This window comes from Enterobacter hormaechei ATCC 49162 (assembly GCF_001875655.1).
GTDB lineage: Bacteria > Pseudomonadota > Gammaproteobacteria > Enterobacterales > Enterobacteriaceae > Enterobacter > Enterobacter hormaechei.
Genome location: NZ_MKEQ01000001.1, coordinates 310044 through 326361 on the forward strand (window position 1 = coordinate 310044; position 16318 = coordinate 326361).

The following is a 16318-nucleotide window of genomic DNA, read 5'->3' on the forward strand; positions in this document are numbered from 1 at the left end:
GACCCAAAAATGAAAATGCCCAAAATTGTGCTGTTATCAGCACTGGTTTCGTGCGCCCTGTTATCAGGCTGTAAGGACGATAAAGCATCTCAGGTCACCATTGAGTTTATGCACTCGTCGGTAGAACAGGAGCGTCAGGCAGTTATTACGAAACTGATCGAAAAATTCGAAAAAGAGAACCCGACTATCACGGTGAAACAGGTTCCCGTTGAGGAAGATGCCTATAACACCAAAGTCATTACGTTGGCCCGTACCGGCGCGCTGCCGGAAGTGATTGAAGTCAGCCATGACTACGCCAAAGTCATGGATAAAGAGCAACTGCTGGACCGTGAAGCGATCGGCAACGCGATCAAAGCCGTTGGCGAAGACACGTTCTACGACGGCATTTTACGCGTTGTTCGCACTGAAGACGGTACCGCATGGACAGGGGTGCCGGTTAGCGCCTGGCTGTCCGGTGTCTGGTATCACAAAGATGCGCTCGCGGCAGCGGGGATCGGAGAACCACACAACTGGGAGCAACTGCTGAAAGCCAGTCAGGCGCTCAACGATCCGGCGAAAAAACACTACGGTATCGCGCTTCCAACCGCAGAAAGCGTCATGACGGAGCAGGCCTTCTCGCAGTTTGCTCTGTCTGGAGGGGCTAACGTCTTTGATGCAAGCGGCAACGTGAAAATCGAGACCCCTGAAATGTCGAAAGCGTTGGCGTTTTATCGGGCACTGGCCGCGAACACCATGCCGGGCTCGAATGATGTCATGGAGATCAAAGACGCCTTCATGAACGGCTCTGCGCCTATGGCGGTTTATTCCACCTATATCCTGCCCGCGGTCTACAAAGATGGTAATCCGGCCAACCTGGGATTTGTTGTCCCGACGGAAAAATCATCTGCCGTGTACGGCATGATCACCTCGTTGACGATCACGACCGGTCAGACCGAAGCAGAAACGCAGGCGGCCGAAAAATTTGTGACCTGGATGGAGCAGGCGCAGAACGCCTCTGACTGGGTGATGATGTCCCCTGGCGCGGCGCTGCCAGTGAACAAACTTGTGGTGGGCACTGAAAGCTGGAAAAACAACGACGTGATCAAAGCCTTCGGCCAACTGCCTTACGAGCTGATTGCGCAGTTCCCGAACGTCCAGGTGTTTGGTGCGGTGGGGGACAAAAACTTTACCCGCATGGGAGACGTTACCGGGTCCGGCATTATCAGTTCCATGGTGCATAACGTGACGGTGGGTCAAAAAGATCTCAATGCGACGTTAAGCAACAGCCAGAAAAAACTGACTGACCTGATCTCACAACGATAGGAGCGCTTTGCGAAGGGAATTATGAAGACGTTGTTTTCTGGTCGTTCAGATATGCCTTTCGCCATGCTGCTGTTGGCCCCCAGCCTGATTTTGCTGGGGGGCCTGGTGGCCTGGCCAATGATTTCCAACATTGAAATCAGTTTTTTACGTTTACCGCTGAACCCGCGCATTGATGCGGTGTTTGTCGGCCTTGATAACTACATTCGCATCCTGGGTGATGCTGCATTCTGGCACTCGCTGTGGATGACGTTCTGGTACACGGCGCTGGTCGTGCTCGGCAGCACCGGGCTGGGGCTGGCCGTAGCGATCTTCTTTAACCGTGAATTCCGCATGCGGAAAACGGCACGTTCACTGGTGATCCTGTCCTATGTGACGCCGTCTATTTCACTGGTGTTTGCCTGGAAATACATGTTCAACAACGGCTACGGGATTGTGAACTATCTGGGCGTTGATCTGCTGCATCTCTACGATCAGGCGCCGCTGTGGTTCGACAACCCTGGCAGCAGTTTTGTGCTGGTTGTGCTGTTCGCCATCTGGCGTTACTTCCCGTATGCCTTTATCTCGTTCCTCGCGATTTTACAGACCATTGATAAATCGTTGTACGAAGCGGCAGAGATGGACGGGGCGAATGCCTGGCAGCGTTTCCGTATCGTGACGTTGCCCGCCATCATGCCGGTGCTGGCAACGGTGGTCACGCTGCGCACCATCTGGATGTTCTACATGTTTGCGGATGTTTATCTGCTGACCACGAAGGTCGATATTCTGGGCGTGTATCTCTACAAAACCGCCTTTGCATTCAATGATCTGGGTAAAGCAGCCGCCATTTCCGTTGTGCTGTTTGTGATCATCTTCGCTGTCATTCTGCTGACCAGAAAAAAGGTAAACCTCAATGGCAACAAATAAACGCGTTCTGGGCCGTATCGGTTTTTATCTGGGACTGGCGCTATTTCTGATTATCACGCTGTTTCCGTTTTTTGTGATGTTGATGACGTCGTTCAAAAGCGCGAAAGAGGCGATCTCGCTGCACCCGACCATTCTGCCGCAGGAATGGACGCTCCAGCACTACGTCGACATCTTTAATCCGCTGATTTTCCCGTTTGTGGATTACTTCCGTAACAGCATGGTGGTGTCGCTCACCTCATCGATCATTGCGGTGTTTCTCGGCACGCTGGGTGCTTACGCGTTATCCAAGCTGCGCTTTAAAGGGCGCACGACGATCAATGCGAGCTTCTATACCGTTTATATGTTCTCCGGGATCCTGCTGGTGGTGCCGCTGTTCAAAATCATCACCGCGCTCGGCATTTATGACACCGAGCTGGCGCTGATCATCACCATGGTGACGCAGACGTTGCCTACCGCGGTCTTTATGCTGCGCAGCTATTTCGACACCATCCCGGACGAAATAGAAGAGGCCGCGATGATGGATGGCCTGAACCGCCTGCAAATTATCTTCCGCATCACCGTGCCGCTGGCGATCTCTGGTCTGGTGTCGGTCTTTGTCTACTGCTTTATGGTGGCGTGGAATGACTATCTGTTCGCCTCTATTTTCCTGTCCAGCGCCAGCAACTTCACCTTACCGGTGGGGCTGAACACGCTCTTCAGCACGCCAGATTACATCTGGGGTCGCATGATGGCGGCATCGCTGGTGACGGCACTTCCGGTCGTCATTATGTATGCCCTGTCTGAACGTTTTATTAAAAGTGGTTTGACCGCCGGCGGCGTGAAGGGCTGAGGCGGCCGATTTTAACAAGGAGTGAGTCATGAAAAAATTAGTTGCGACAGCGCCTCGTGTAGCGGCGCTGGTGGAATACGAAGATCGTCCTGTAGCAGCACATGAAGTCAAAATTCGTGCCCGTTATGGTGCTCCAAAACATGGCACCGAAGTCGTGGATTTCCGCGCGGCAAGCCCGTTCATCGATGAAGAGTTCAACGCTGAGTGGCAGATGTTTACACCCCGTGAAGAAGGGGCAGCGCGCGGCATCGAATTTGGTAAATTCCAGCTGGGAAATATGATCGTCGGCGACATCATCGAATGTGGTGCGGACGTGACGGATTACCAGATTGGCGACAGCGTCTGCTGCTACGGCCCGTTGCAGGAAACGGTCATCGTCAACGCGGTGGACAACTACAAGCTGCGCAAAATGCCGCAGGGCGCATCCTGGAAAAACGCCGTTTGCTACGATCCGGCACAGTTCGCCATGAGCGGCGTGCGTGATGCTAACGTCCGCGTAGGGGATTTCGTCGTGGTTGTAGGGCTGGGCGCGATTGGCCAGATTGCGATTCAGCTGGCGAAAAAAGCCGGTGCGTCAGTGGTTATTGGCGTCGATCCTATCGAACACCGCTGTGAGATCGCCCGCCGTCACGGTGCAGACCACTGCCTGAACCCAATCGGTACGGATGTCGGTCTTGAAATTAAGAAACTGACCGGCAAGCAGGGCGCGGATGTGATCATCGAAACCAGCGGTTTTGCAGATGCGCTGCAATCTGCACTGCGCGGTCTCGCCTACGGCGGAACGATCTCCTACGTGGCTTTCGCCAAGCCGTTTGCGGCAGGCTTCAACCTGGGTCGCGAAGCACACTTCAACAACGCGAAAATTGTCTTCTCCCGCGCATGCAGCGAACCCAACCCGGACTATCCGCGCTGGAGCCGCAAGCGTATTGAAGAGACCTGCTGGGAATTGCTGATGAACGGTTATCTCAATTGTGAAGATCTGATCGACCCGGTCGTCACCTTCACCACCAGCCCGGAAAGCTATATGAAGTATGTCGATCAGCACCCGGAACTCAGTATCAAAATGGGCGTTACTTTTTAAGCTAAGGACAGCAAATCATGAAAATCGCAACACAAAACCAGGCCTTTTTCCCGACCGCTATCATGGAAAAATTCGAATACATCAAAGCGATGGGTTTTGATGGCTACGAAATTGATGGCCGACTGCTGGTAGATAACCTCGACGAAGTGAAAGCGGCTATCAAAGCCACCGGTCTGCCGGTAACAACGGCATGTGGCGGATACGATGGCTGGATCGGGGACTTCATCGAAGAACGCCGTTTAAACGGTTTACAGCAGATTGAACGCATTCTGGAAGCGCTGGCAGAAGTGGGCGGCAAGGGGATTATTGTGCCAGCTGCCTGGGGAATGTTTACCTTCCGTCTGCCGCCAATGACTTCGCCACGTAGCCTCGAAGGCGACCGCAAAGCGGTAAGCGCCTCCCTGCGCTGGCTGGATGAGGTCGCCGCGCGTACCGGGACCACCGTCTACCTCGAGCCGCTGAACCGCTATCAGGATCATATGATCAACACCCTGGCCGACGCGCGTCGTTATATCGAAGAGAACGACCTGAAGCACGTGCAGATCATCGGTGATTTCTATCATATGAACATTGAAGAAGACTCGCTGACGGAAGCGCTGCATCACAACCGCGATCTGCTGGGTCATGTGCACATTGCTGATAACCACCGCTATCAGCCGGGCAGCGGCAGTCTCGATTTCGCCAGCCTGTTCGACCAGCTGCGTGCCGATAACTATCAGGGTTATGTCGTGTACGAGTGCCGGGTTCGTGCCGACGATCCGGCTAAGGCCTATAAGGACTCTCTCACTTACTTGCGTGAATGCTAAGGATGACGAGCGTGATGAGTGCTTCTACACCTTTGCCTCTGCGCGTCGCCATCATTGGCGCCGGGCAGGTTGCAGACAAAGTGCATGCCTCGTATTACGCCACGCGCAGTGATGTTCAAATGGTGGCTGTCATGGACAGCCGCCTTGAGCAGGCACAGGCGTTCGCGGAACGTTATGCCATTCCATCGGCATGGCAGGACGCTCACGAGATGTTGCAGGAAGTAAAACCGGATGTGGTGAGCGTCTGTTCGCCTAACCGGTTCCATTTTGAACATGTGATGGCGGCTCTCGAGGCAGGCTGTCATGTGATGTGCGAAAAGCCGCCAGCGATGACGCCGCAACAGGCTGATGAGATGTGCATCGCGGCGCGCAAGGCAGGAAGAGTCCTGGCATACGATTTTCACCATCGCTTTGCCCTGGATACCCAGCTCCTGCGCGATGCGGTTATGAACGGTACGCTGGGTGAAATTTACTTCACCTCCGCGCAGGCGCTGCGTCGCTGCGGTGTGCCGGGGTGGGGCGTGTTCACCAATAAATCGCTCCAGGGCGGCGGACCGCTGATCGATATCGGCATTCATATGCTGGATGCCGCGATGTATGTGCTGGGCTTCCCGGCGGTAAAACGGGTAACCGCGCACAGCTTCCAGAGACTGGGGAACCGGAAACACACCGGTCAGTTCGGCGAGTGGGATCCAGCGCAGTTTACCGTGGAAGATGCCCTGTTTGGCACGATTGAATTCTGCAACGGCGGCATTCTGCGTCTGGACACCTCTTTTGCGCTTAATATCCGCGAGCAGTCCATCATGAACGTCTCTTTCTGCGGTGAGAAGGCGGGTGCAACGCTGTTCCCGGCACACATTTATAACGACGAAGCCGGTGTTTTGCAGACGCTGACCCAGCGTGAAGAGGCGGACGATCGTCGACATCAGCGTAGTATGGACGCGTTTGTTCGCCACGTATTGGGCGAGTCGGTCATGATTGCCGATGCGGAGCAGGGGCTGGTGATCCAGCAATTAGTCGCGGCGTTATACGAAGCCGCGGAAACAGGGGAAAGCGTGACGTTATGCTGAACCAGTCTGTATTAACCGATCCGGGCTTTTGCCCGCACAGCCTGAATAAATACGCGTCCATTATGGCCTGCGGCAATGGCTATATGGGCCTTCGCGCCACGCATGAAGAAGATTACACCCAGCAGACCAGAGGGATGTATCTCGCCGGGCTGTATCATCGCGCGGGACGCAACGAAACCACAGAACTGATCAATCTGCCGGATATCACCGGGATTGATGTTGAGCTGGACGGCGTCAATTTCACGCTCCTTTCAGGCGACATTCTTGAGTGGCAGCGCGAGCTGGCCTTTGCTAATGGCGAACTGCATCGTAACGTGGTCTGGCGTTCGCCGGACGGTAAACGCTATCGCCTGGAGAGCCGTCGTTTTGTTTCGCTGGATCAGCTGCCCTTAGTGGCAATGCAGCTCTCCATCACACCGCTTGATGGTGCCGTACAGGCCGTGCTGAAAACCGGCATTGATGCAACGCAAACGAACAGCGGCAGGCAGCATCTGGATGAAATCTCGGTCAGGGTCTTTGACCAGCACTACATGCAGGGTGTCTATGAAACGCAGGACCGGGCGTCTGAAGTTGTTGTTTCGGCGTTTTGTCAGCTTTCCGCTAAAAGCGACAGCTGTTTCACCGCCAAAAATCGCCGTCTCAGCGTTCATCATTCTCTGACTATTTCGCAAGGTGACACTGTCACGCTTGAGAAAATCGTCTGGCTGACGCATCGCAGCGATAAATCGCTATCGCAGGAGTCCTTCGCTCGCAACGCGCTGGCCGATCTCAAAGTCTGCGCGGCAAGAGGCTACGATGCGTTGCTTGAGAGCTCAGCGTATGCCTGGGAAACGGTCTGGCGTGACGCCCGGGTGGAAGTGGCTTCCGCAGAGCATCAGGATCAGCTGGCGCTGGATTACGCCATCTGGCATCTGACGACAATGACGCCTGCCCATGATGAACGAAGCAGTATTGCGGCGAAAGGGCTGACGGGCGAGGGGTACAAGGGGCACGTCTTCTGGGATACCGAAATTTTCCTGCTGCCGTTCCATCTGTTTACCCGTCCACAGATTGCCCGCAGCCTGCTGCGCTATCGCTGGCTGAATCTCTCAGGCGCACGTGAAAAAGCACGCCGTAACGGTTGGCCGGGCGCGTTGTTCCCGTGGGAAAGCGCCGCCAGCGGACAGGAAGAGACGCCAGAGTTCGCGGCAATTAACATCCGTACCGGAGTTCGCCAGAAAGTCGCGTCAGCCCTCGCTGAACACCACATCGTGGCTGATATTGCCTGGGCCGTTGTCGCTTACTGGCAGGCGACACACGATGATGCCTTTATGCGAAATGAAGGCCTGACGCTGCTGATGGAAACCGCTTCGTTCTGGATGGGACGCGCGACGGAAATTAATGGTCGTCTTGAGATCCATGACGTGATCGGACCGGATGAATACACCGAGCATGTCAACAACAATGCTTACACCAACTATCTGGCCTGGCATAACGTTGCCTGTGCGCGTCACTTTATGGCGATGTTTGGCCGTGAAGATGCGCGTTTTACGGAGAATGCCGGGAAGTTTCTGGCGCGCCTGTGGCTGCCGGAGGCCGACGCGGAGGGTGTGATCCCGCAGGATGATACCTTCATGGCTAAACCAGCCATCGATCTGAGCCGCTATAAAGCTAAAGCGGGTAAGCAAACCATTCTGCTTGATTACTCCCGCGCGGAAGTGAACGAGATGCAGATCCTGAAGCAGGCCGATGTGGTGATGCTTAACTACCTGCTGCCGGAACGGTTCACACCGGAGCAATGTGCTGCCAACCTGGCGTTTTATGAGCCACGCACTATTCATGATTCCTCCCTGAGCAAAGCCATTCACGGCATTGTGCTCGCGCGCTGCGGTGACACCGAAGGGGCGTATGCCTTCTGGCGTGACGGTATCGCGATTGACCTGGGGGACGATCCGCACAGCAGCGATGACGGTATACATGCCGCCGCCACCGGAGCGATCTGGTTGGGTGCCATTCAGGGATTTGCTGGCCTGCACATTAGCGAAGGGGAACTGCATCTTGCGCCAAAGCTGCCTGCTCACTGGCAGAAACTCGCCTTCCCGCTGCGGTGGCGGAACGCAACAATGCACATTACCTGTGAAAGTGACCAGTTAACCATTGAAACCACTGCACCTGTCACGTTGACGCTGTGGGGCAAAACGCTGCACGTATCGGGGCGAAAAGTCTGTGCGCATAAGGACTTTATTGCACCTGTTAATGGGACCGCTACCAGGGAGGCGCGCCATGACGCTTAACGCTGTTGTATTCGATCTGGACGGGGTGATCACCGACACCGCGCACCTTCATTTTCTGGCCTGGCGCGCGGTGGCGGAGGAGATTGGTATCACCTTCGACGAAGTGTTTAACGAACAGCTGAAGGGAATAAGCCGCATGGATTCCCTCCAGCGCATTCTGAAGCACGGCGGGAAAGAGGGGATGTTCAGCGAGGAGCAGCTTCTGGCGCTGGCGACGAAAAAAAACGCGCTCTACGTCCAGTCGCTGGCGTCACTGACGCAGGATTCGCTCCTGCCGGGAATTCGTGACGTGCTGGCGGATATTCGCGTCGCGAAGGTCAAAATTGGACTGGCATCCGTATCGCTTAATGCCCCCGGGATTTTGCACGCGTTGGGTATTCACCAGGCTTTCGATTTTTGCGCCGATGCTTCGCGCATTTCCCGCTCAAAGCCGGACCCGGAAATCTTCCTTGCGGCCTGTAAAGGACTGAACGTGCGTCCTGAAGAGGCCATTGGTATCGAAGATGCCGCCGCAGGGGTAGATGCGATCAACGCCGCAGGAATGCTGTCGGTCGGGATTGGGCCTGGCCTGAACCATGCGGGATTACAACTTCATTCAACGCAGGAACTGACCTGGGAACGTCTGACGGCGTTCTGGGCATCCCGGGCGTTTTGATAAGGAATTAATAATGGCTCAACTGTCTCTGAAACACATTCAGAAAATCTATGATAACCAGGTCCACGTGGTTAAGGATTTCAACCTCGAAATTGAAGACAAAGAATTTATTGTCTTCGTCGGTCCATCGGGCTGTGGGAAATCCACGACGCTACGAATGATTGCCGGCCTTGAGGAGATCAGCGCGGGTGAACTGATTATTGACGGGGTTTGCATGAATGATGTTCCCGCCAAGTCCCGTGATATCGCGATGGTCTTCCAGAACTATGCGCTCTATCCGCATATGACGGTCTACGACAACATGGCGTTTGGCCTGAAAATGCAAAAAATCGCGCCCTCCGTCATTGAAGAACGCGTTAACTGGGCCGCACAGATCCTGGGCTTACGCGACTATCTCCAGCGTAAACCTGGCGCGTTGTCCGGCGGTCAGCGCCAGCGCGTGGCGTTAGGCAGGGCGATAGTGCGCGAAGCGGGGGTCTTCCTGATGGATGAACCTCTGTCTAACCTCGATGCCAAGCTTCGTGTACAGATGCGCGCTGAAATCAGTAAGCTGCACCAGAAGCTTAACACCACCATGATTTACGTGACGCACGATCAGACGGAAGCCATGACGATGGCGACCCGCATCGTGATTTTAAAAGACGGCATCATTCAGCAGGTAGGCGCGCCGAAGCAGGTCTACAACGAGCCAGCGAATATGTTCGTTGCAGGGTTTATTGGCTCACCTGCAATGAACTTCATTCGTGGCGCGATCGACGACCGCTACTTTGTAACCGAAACGCTGCGTCTGGAGATCCCGGAGGACAAGCTGGCCGTACTGAACGCGCAAGGTTACCAGCGTAAAGCGGTCGTCTTTGGGATCCGTCCGGAAGACATTCTCACCCCGCAGCGCAACGGTGAAAACATCACGGCGAAAATCAGCGTTGCCGAGCTGACCGGCGCTGAATTTATGCTGTATGCCACCGTGGGTGGGCATGAACTGGTTGTCCGTGCGGGAGCGGCGGATGATTACGTTGCAGGAAATAATATCGGCATTCAGTTCGATATGAATAAATGCCATTTCTTCGATGCTGATACTGAAACAGCTATTAGATAAGAAAGGTGTTCACCGGAAATGAAAATTTCCGGTTTTTTGTGTGTTAATTATAAAGGAATATTTTAATGAGTACTCTACTAAGAAGTGCTGCGCTCGTTCTGTGCGCAGGAGTGAGCTGCGCGCAAGCAACTGAATCAGCCAAACACTGGGAATTTAATATTGGTGCCATGTATGAAATTGAAAACGTCGAAGGTCAGGCCGACGATAAAGATGGATTATATGAACCTTCCGTGTGGTTTAATGCCACATGGGATGCCTGGACCCTTTCGCTGGCTATGTATCAGGAGGGGCCGGTCGATTACAGTAGCATGACGCGCGGCACCTATTTTGATCGTCCGGAATTTGAATTACGCTATCGCTTTATCGGCACCGATGATTTTACGTTCGGCCTGACCGGTGGCTTCCGTAATTATGGCTATCACTTTAAGGATGAGCACGGTGCTAAAGACGGCAGTGCCAATATGCAGCGCTACAAAGTTCAGCCTGACTGGGATATTAAATTAACCGACGACTGGCGTTTTGGCGGCTGGTTTGCCATGTATCAGTTTGCCAACGATCTGGAAAAAACCGGCTATTCTGACAGCCGCGTCGAGACCGAAACCGGTTTTACCTGGACAATTAACGAAACCATCTCGGCAAAAGTTAATTACTATTTAGAGCGCGGTTTCAATATGGACGGCTCACGTAATAACGGTGAATTCGCCACTCAGGAAATTCGCGCCTATCTGCCGATTTCGTTGGGCCAGACTACGTTAACGCCTTATACCCGTCTGGGACTCGATCGCTGGTCTAACTGGGACTGGCAGGACGATCCTGAGCGCGAAGGACATGATTTCAACCGTCTGGGTATGCTGTACGCCTATGACTTTAGCAATGGTTTATCCATGACCCTGGAATATGCTTATGAATGGGAAAACCATGACGAAGGTGATAGCGATCGCTTCCACTATGCAGGCGTCGGCGTGAATTACGCGTTCTGATGACCTGTTGCCAGGGGCGTAAGCCCCTGGTTTTTAGCGTAACGAAGTCGCATCGGAAAAATGCGTTTCAACCAATACCTTATGCGGCGCAGATTTACCCGCAATGCACTTGAACAACAAATTGCAGCTCTCTTCGCCCAGCTTTCTCGTGGGGATATCAAAGCCGCCTGGCGCAGGGGTTAAAATCAGAGAGAGCATCGGATCGCTGTATCCTGCCATTGCGACCTGTTCCGGGATCGTCAGATTTAACTCATCCGCGGCACGGTAAAGACTCAGCAATTTCATACTGTCAGTCGCAAAAACCGCATCGGGTGGGTTGTCTGAAGAGAGTAGCTGGCAGGCCGCCTGAAGCGCGCTTTCATGGGTATATCCGCCATCGATCACCCAGTCCGGGTTAATCGCAATACCCTGCTTCTCAAGGCTCGATTTATAACCCGCAAGGCGATCGATAGAAACGTGATAATCGAGCGGGGCATGCAGGCAGGCAATTTTAGTGCGGCCATGTTTGATAAAAGAGTCTGTTAATATGGCGCTGTCGTGGAAATTATCCGTGTCGACAGAATAGATATTCTGGTAAATGCCTTCCACTTTACCAATAACGACTACGGGGACACCGTATCCGTCCAGCGTCGCGAAAAAAGACTCGTTCGCTGGCGAGCTTAGCATGATGATCCCCTTGATCATCTTCTGCTTTATTTTACCTACGCATTTTTGCAGATCATCTTCACTGCTTTTGCTCGTTTGCAAAATAACATCAAACCCTTCCTCTTCTGCTTTTGCCGTTATGGCATGCAGTACATCAGAGAAAAATGGATTTCCCGCGGTGGTTTTGGTTGAACGGGTCGAAATAACCATAATGGCGTCGAAGCCAGAAGAGGTGAGTGCGCGGGCAAGCTTATTAGGTTGATAATTTAATTCATCTATCGCCTTCAACACTTTTTCGCGCGCTTCAGGAGAAATATTCGTTTGTTTATTCAGAACGCGCGACACGGTTGATTTCGAAACGCCAGCAACGCGTGCAATATCATAGATGGTGGGTGACATACACCTTACTCACTCCGGACGGACAGCAATTGCGCCCATCTTACTGGAGAGAAAACGGCAATAGCAATAATTAAGAATTGATAATCAACGATCTGCCCCAATTTACTGTATTCTGAAGTGACTTTTTTCAGGGTTCCAGGCAATGAAGGACGGCGATGAAGCGACTTAAAAACGAATTCAATTCTCTGATGAACCGTGGCGTTGATCGCCATCTGCGTCTTGCCGTGACGGGACTGAGCCGCAGCGGTAAGACGGCATTCATTACGGCGATGGTCAATCAGCTGTTGAACCTTCACGCAGGGGCGCGGCTGCCGCTGCTTAGCGCGGTGCGCGAGGAGCGGTTGTTGGGCGTGAAACGCGTACCGCAACGTGATTTTGGCATCCCCCGTTTCACCTATGATGAAGGTCTGGCGCAGTTATACGGGGAGCCTCCTGCCTGGCCCACCCCGACGCGTGGCGTGAGCGAAATTCGCCTTGCGCTTCGTTTCCGCTCGAATGAATCCCTGATGCGCCACTTCAAAGAAACCTCCACGCTGTATCTCGAAATTGTGGATTATCCGGGAGAATGGCTGCTCGACTTACCGATGCTGGCGCAGGATTACCTGAGCTGGTCCCGACAGATGACCGGTCTGTTGCAGGGGCAGCGGGCTGAGTGGTCGACCAAATGGCGCCAGCTTTGCGAGGGACTGGATCCGCTGGCACCGGCGGATGAAAACCGTCTGGCCGTCATAGCCGAAGCCTGGACGGATTACCTGCACCAGTGCAAACAGGAAGGGTTGCATTTTATTCAGCCGGGCCGCTTTGTTCTGCCGGGTGACTTAGCCGGTGCTCCCGCGCTACAGTTTTTCCCGTGGCCGGACGTGGACAGCATCGGCGAATCGAAACTGGCGCAGGCGGACAAGACGACCAACGCCGGTATGCTCCGCGAGCGATACAATTACTATTGTGAGAAGGTGGTTAAGGGCTTTTATAAAAATCACTTTTTACGCTTTGACCGCCAGATCGTGCTGGTGGACTGCCTGCAACCGCTCAACAGCGGGCCGCAGGCGTTCAATGATATGCGACTGGCGCTGACGCAGCTGATGCAGAGTTTTCATTACGGCCAGCGTACGCTGTTTCGCCGTTTGTTCTCGCCGGTCATCGACAAGCTGCTGTTTGCCGCCACAAAAGCTGACCATGTTACGGTCGATCAGCACGCCAATATGGTATCCCTGCTGCAACAGCTGGTGCAGGATGCCTGGCAAAATGCGGCTTTCGAAGGCATCAGCATGGATTGTCTGGGTCTGGCGTCCGTACAGGCAACGCAGAGTGGGTTGATTGACGTGAATGGCGAGAAAATTCCGGCCCTGCGGGGTAACCGTCTCAGCGACGGTGAGCCGCTCACGGTCTATCCGGGGGAAGTTCCTGCGCGCCTGCCGGGCCAGGCTTTCTGGCAAAGCCAGGGTTTTCAGTTCGAAGCCTTCCGTCCGCAGAGCATGAACGTTGATCAGCCATTGCCGCATATCCGTCTGGATGCCGCGCTGGAGTTTTTAATTGGAGATAAATTGCGATGACGGAACCGTTAAAACCACGCATTGATTTTACCGGCCAGCTTGAGCAGTCCCCGCATGAGGCGTTTAAAACGGCGCAAACCTTCAGCGGCCCGCAGGCCGACAACTTTGCCCCCGTGCTGGCAGAGGAGCCGCTGGTAGAAGAGGGGCAGGCGGAAGCGGTCGTTGATGCGGCACTGCGCCCGAAACGCAGCCTGTGGCGCAAGATGGTGACTGCCGGGTTAGCCCTTTTTGGTGTGAGCGTCATCGGGCAGGGCGTGCAGTGGGGCGTCAATGCCTGGCAAACGCAGGACTGGGTGGCACTGGGGGGATGCGCCGCTGGGGCGTTGATCGTCGGTGCGGGTGTCGGCTCAGTCGTCACCGAGTGGCGTCGCCTCTGGCGTCTGCGTCAGCGCGCCCACGAACGTGATGAAGCGCGGGATCTGCTGCACAGTCACGGCACAGGTAAAGGGCGTGCTTTTTGTGAAAAGCTTGCGGCTCAGGCCGGGATAGATCACTCTCACCCGGCGCTTCAGCGCTGGTATGCGGCGATCCACGAAACTCAGAATGACCGGGAAGTGGTCACGCTCTATTCCCATATGGTTCAGCCGGTACTGGACTCGCAGGCTCGCCGTGAGATCAGCCATTCGGCGGCGGAATCCACGCTGATGATCGCCGTCAGTCCACTGGCGATGGTGGACATGGCCTTTATCGCCTGGCGCAACCTGCGCCTGATCAACCGCATCGCCAGGCTGTATGGCATTGAGCTTGGCTATTACAGCCGTCTGCGCCTGTTCAAACTGGTGTTGCTGAATATCGCCTTCGCCGGGGCAAGCGAGCTGGTGCGGGAGGTGGGGATGGACTGGATGTCGCAGGATCTCGCGGCGCGTCTCTCTGCCCGGGCGGCACAGGGGATTGGTGCCGGTCTGCTGACGGCGCGCTTAGGTATCAAAGCGATGGAGGTCTGTCGTCCATTACCCTGGATCGATGGCGATAAGCCACGGTTGGGGGATTTCCGTCGCGAGCTGATTGGCCAGCTTAAAGAGACGCTCAACAAAAAACCTGCTCAGTGAGGTTTTGTTCACTATTCGTGCTGGCTGTCAATATTTGTTGACAGCCACCTTCCCGAACACCGTGATCTGACATATCATTTTACTGTTATTGGCTTAAACGGTGAATTTCCCATGCGTCTGGAAGTCTTTTGTGAGGACCGTCTCGGTCTGACCCGCGAGTTACTCGATCTTCTTGTTTTACGTAGCATTGATTTACGTGGCATTGAGATCGACCCTGTCGGGCGAATTTACCTCAATTTTGCCGAAATTGAATTTAACACCTTCAGTAGCCTGATGGCGGAAATCCGCCGTATCGCTGGCGTTACGGATGTACGCACCATCCCCTGGATGCCGTCCGAGCGGGAACATCTTGCGCTGAGCGCGCTGCTGGAAGCAATGCCGGAGCCGTTTCTGTCCCTCGATTTGAAAAATAAAGTCGAGCGCGTTAATCAGGCCAGCTGCCAGTTGTTTGCGCAGAGCCAGGAAAAACTTATCGGTCACCCTGCCACGCAACTGATCGCCGGGTTTAATTTCCAGCGCTGGCTGGACAGTAACCCGCAAAATACCCATAGCGAGCACGTCGTCATCAACGGACAGAATTTCCTGATGGAAATCACGCCGGTCTACCTGAAAGGGGAAAATGCTGCGCGGGTGCTGACCGGCGCAGTGATCATGCTGCGCTCCACGGTGCGTATGGGCCGCCAGTTGCAAAATCTTTCCAGCCAGGACGTCGGCGCATTCAGCCAGATTATTGCGGTGAGCCCGAAGATGCGTCATGTGATTGACCAGGCGCGTAAGCTGGCTAATCTCACGGCACCGCTGCTGATTACCGGAGATACCGGTACGGGGAAAGATCTGCTGGCGCATGCTGTGCACATGGCCAGTCCGCGTGCGGCAAAACCGTATCTGGCGCTGAACTGCGCGTCAATTCCGGAAGATGCGGTGGAAAGCGAGCTGTTCGGGCATGCGCCGGAAGGCAAAAAAGGCTTCTTCGAACAGGCCAACGGCGGTTCGGTGCTGCTGGACGAGATTGGCGAAATGTCGCCACGTATGCAGGCGAAACTGCTGCGTTTTCTCAATGACGGCACGTTCCGCCGCGTGGGGGAAGATCATGAAGTGCACGTGGACGTGCGCGTCATCTGCGCCACCCAGAAAAACCTGGTGGAGCTGGTGCAGAAAGGGGTATTCCGCGAAGATCTCTACTATCGTCTCAACGTTCTGACGCTCAATATCCCGCCGCTGCGCGACTGTCCGCAGGACATTATGCCGTTGACGGAACTGTTCGTGGCCCGTTTTGCCGACGAGCAGGGCGTGCCGCGTCCGAAGCTCTCTGCCGACCTTGGCACTGTGCTGACGCGTTACGGCTGGCCGGGCAATATTCGTCAGCTAAAAAATGCGGTCTATCGCGCATTAACTCAGCTTGAAGGGTATGAACTGCGCCCTCAGGATATTCTGTTGCCGGATTACGATGCCGGGACGGTATCGGTAGGCGAGGAGGCAATGGAAGGCTCGCTGGATGACATCACCAGCCGTTTCGAACGTTCGGTGTTAACGCAGCTTTACCGTAGCTATCCGAGCACGCGCAAGCTGGCTAAACGTCTTGGGGTGTCACATACCGCGATTGCAAATAAACTGCGCGAGTATGGGTTAAATCAGAAGAAGGGTGACGAATAAACAAAAAAGCCTCTTTGCAGAGGC

Annotated in this window: 14 protein-coding genes; 13 read left to right on the plus strand and 1 reads right to left on the minus strand. The window is 54.5% G+C overall.

The annotated features are described in order from the left end of the window. Positions 1-9: 9 nt before the first annotated feature. The 10 genes from BH712_RS01630 to BH712_RS01675 all read left to right on the plus strand — a co-directional run bounded on the left by BH712_RS01630 (position 10) and on the right by BH712_RS01675 (position 10995). Positions 10-1302, plus strand: a complete 1293-nt coding sequence (locus BH712_RS01630) for an ABC transporter substrate-binding protein (protein WP_006810816.1) — start codon at positions 10-12, stop codon at positions 1300-1302. Between the two features lie 21 nt (positions 1303-1323). Further along, positions 1324-2205, plus strand: a complete 882-nt coding sequence (locus tag BH712_RS01635) for a carbohydrate ABC transporter permease (RefSeq protein WP_006810815.1) — start codon at positions 1324-1326, stop codon at positions 2203-2205. Continuing rightward, a complete protein-coding gene (locus BH712_RS01640; protein ID WP_006810814.1) occupies positions 2192-3034 on the plus strand; it encodes a carbohydrate ABC transporter permease in 843 nt (280 codons plus the stop codon). Before BH712_RS01635 ends, BH712_RS01640 begins: the two co-directional genes overlap by 14 nt. Positions 3035-3062: 28 nt before the next feature. Next, positions 3063-4115, plus strand: a complete 1053-nt coding sequence (ycjQ, locus tag BH712_RS01645; protein WP_006810813.1) for a D-guloside 3-dehydrogenase — start codon at positions 3063-3065, stop codon at positions 4113-4115. A 17-nt stretch (positions 4116-4132) separates the two neighbouring features. Then, complete coding sequence (gene ycjR / locus BH712_RS01650) at positions 4133-4921, plus strand: 3-dehydro-D-guloside 4-epimerase (RefSeq protein WP_006810812.1); 789 nt, start codon at positions 4133-4135, stop codon at positions 4919-4921. A gap of 11 nt (positions 4922-4932) precedes the next feature. Beyond that, positions 4933-5991: a D-glucoside 3-dehydrogenase gene (gene ycjS / locus BH712_RS01655; protein WP_139237265.1), complete on the plus strand. Its 1059-nt coding sequence runs from the start codon at positions 4933-4935 to the stop codon at positions 5989-5991. Further along, entirely contained in the window at positions 5985-8264 is a 2280-nt protein-coding gene (locus BH712_RS01660; protein WP_006810810.1) for a glycoside hydrolase family 65 protein, read from the plus strand. Before ycjS ends, BH712_RS01660 begins: the two co-directional genes overlap by 7 nt. Then, positions 8254-8919, plus strand: coding sequence for a beta-phosphoglucomutase (gene pgmB / locus BH712_RS01665; protein ID WP_006810809.1), 666 nt, complete (start codon positions 8254-8256; stop codon positions 8917-8919). Before BH712_RS01660 ends, pgmB begins: the two co-directional genes overlap by 11 nt. A 13-nt stretch (positions 8920-8932) precedes the next feature. After that, complete coding sequence (locus BH712_RS01670; protein ID WP_006810808.1) at positions 8933-10015, plus strand: ABC transporter ATP-binding protein; 1083 nt, start codon at positions 8933-8935, stop codon at positions 10013-10015. A gap of 65 nt (positions 10016-10080) precedes the next feature. Beyond that, a complete protein-coding gene (locus tag BH712_RS01675) occupies positions 10081-10995 on the plus strand; it encodes an OmpG family monomeric porin (protein WP_006810807.1) in 915 nt (304 codons plus the stop codon). A gap of 33 nt (positions 10996-11028) precedes the next feature. Here the strand turns inward: BH712_RS01675 and BH712_RS01680 are convergent, their stop codons facing one another. Beyond that, positions 11029-12039, minus strand: a complete 1011-nt coding sequence (locus BH712_RS01680) for a LacI family DNA-binding transcriptional regulator (RefSeq protein ID WP_000075349.1) — start codon at positions 12037-12039, stop codon at positions 11029-11031. A 155-nt stretch (positions 12040-12194) separates the two neighbouring features. On the opposite strand from BH712_RS01680, the gene BH712_RS01685 reads away from it, so the two are divergent. The 3 genes from BH712_RS01685 (at position 12195) to tyrR (ending at position 16294) form a co-directional block, all read left to right on the plus strand. Further along, positions 12195-13592: a YcjX family GTP-binding protein gene (locus BH712_RS01685; protein ID WP_006810806.1), complete on the plus strand. Its 1398-nt coding sequence runs from the start codon at positions 12195-12197 to the stop codon at positions 13590-13592. Next, positions 13589-14641, plus strand: coding sequence for a YcjF family protein (locus BH712_RS01690; protein ID WP_006810805.1), 1053 nt, complete (start codon positions 13589-13591; stop codon positions 14639-14641). Before BH712_RS01685 ends, BH712_RS01690 begins: the two co-directional genes overlap by 4 nt. 111 nt (positions 14642-14752) lie before the next feature. Next, the gene (tyrR, locus tag BH712_RS01695) at positions 14753-16294 is read left to right on the plus strand and encodes a transcriptional regulator TyrR (protein ID WP_006810804.1); all 1542 of its coding nucleotides are present in this window, start codon (positions 14753-14755) and stop codon (positions 16292-16294) included. Positions 16295-16318 lie beyond the last annotated feature (24 nt).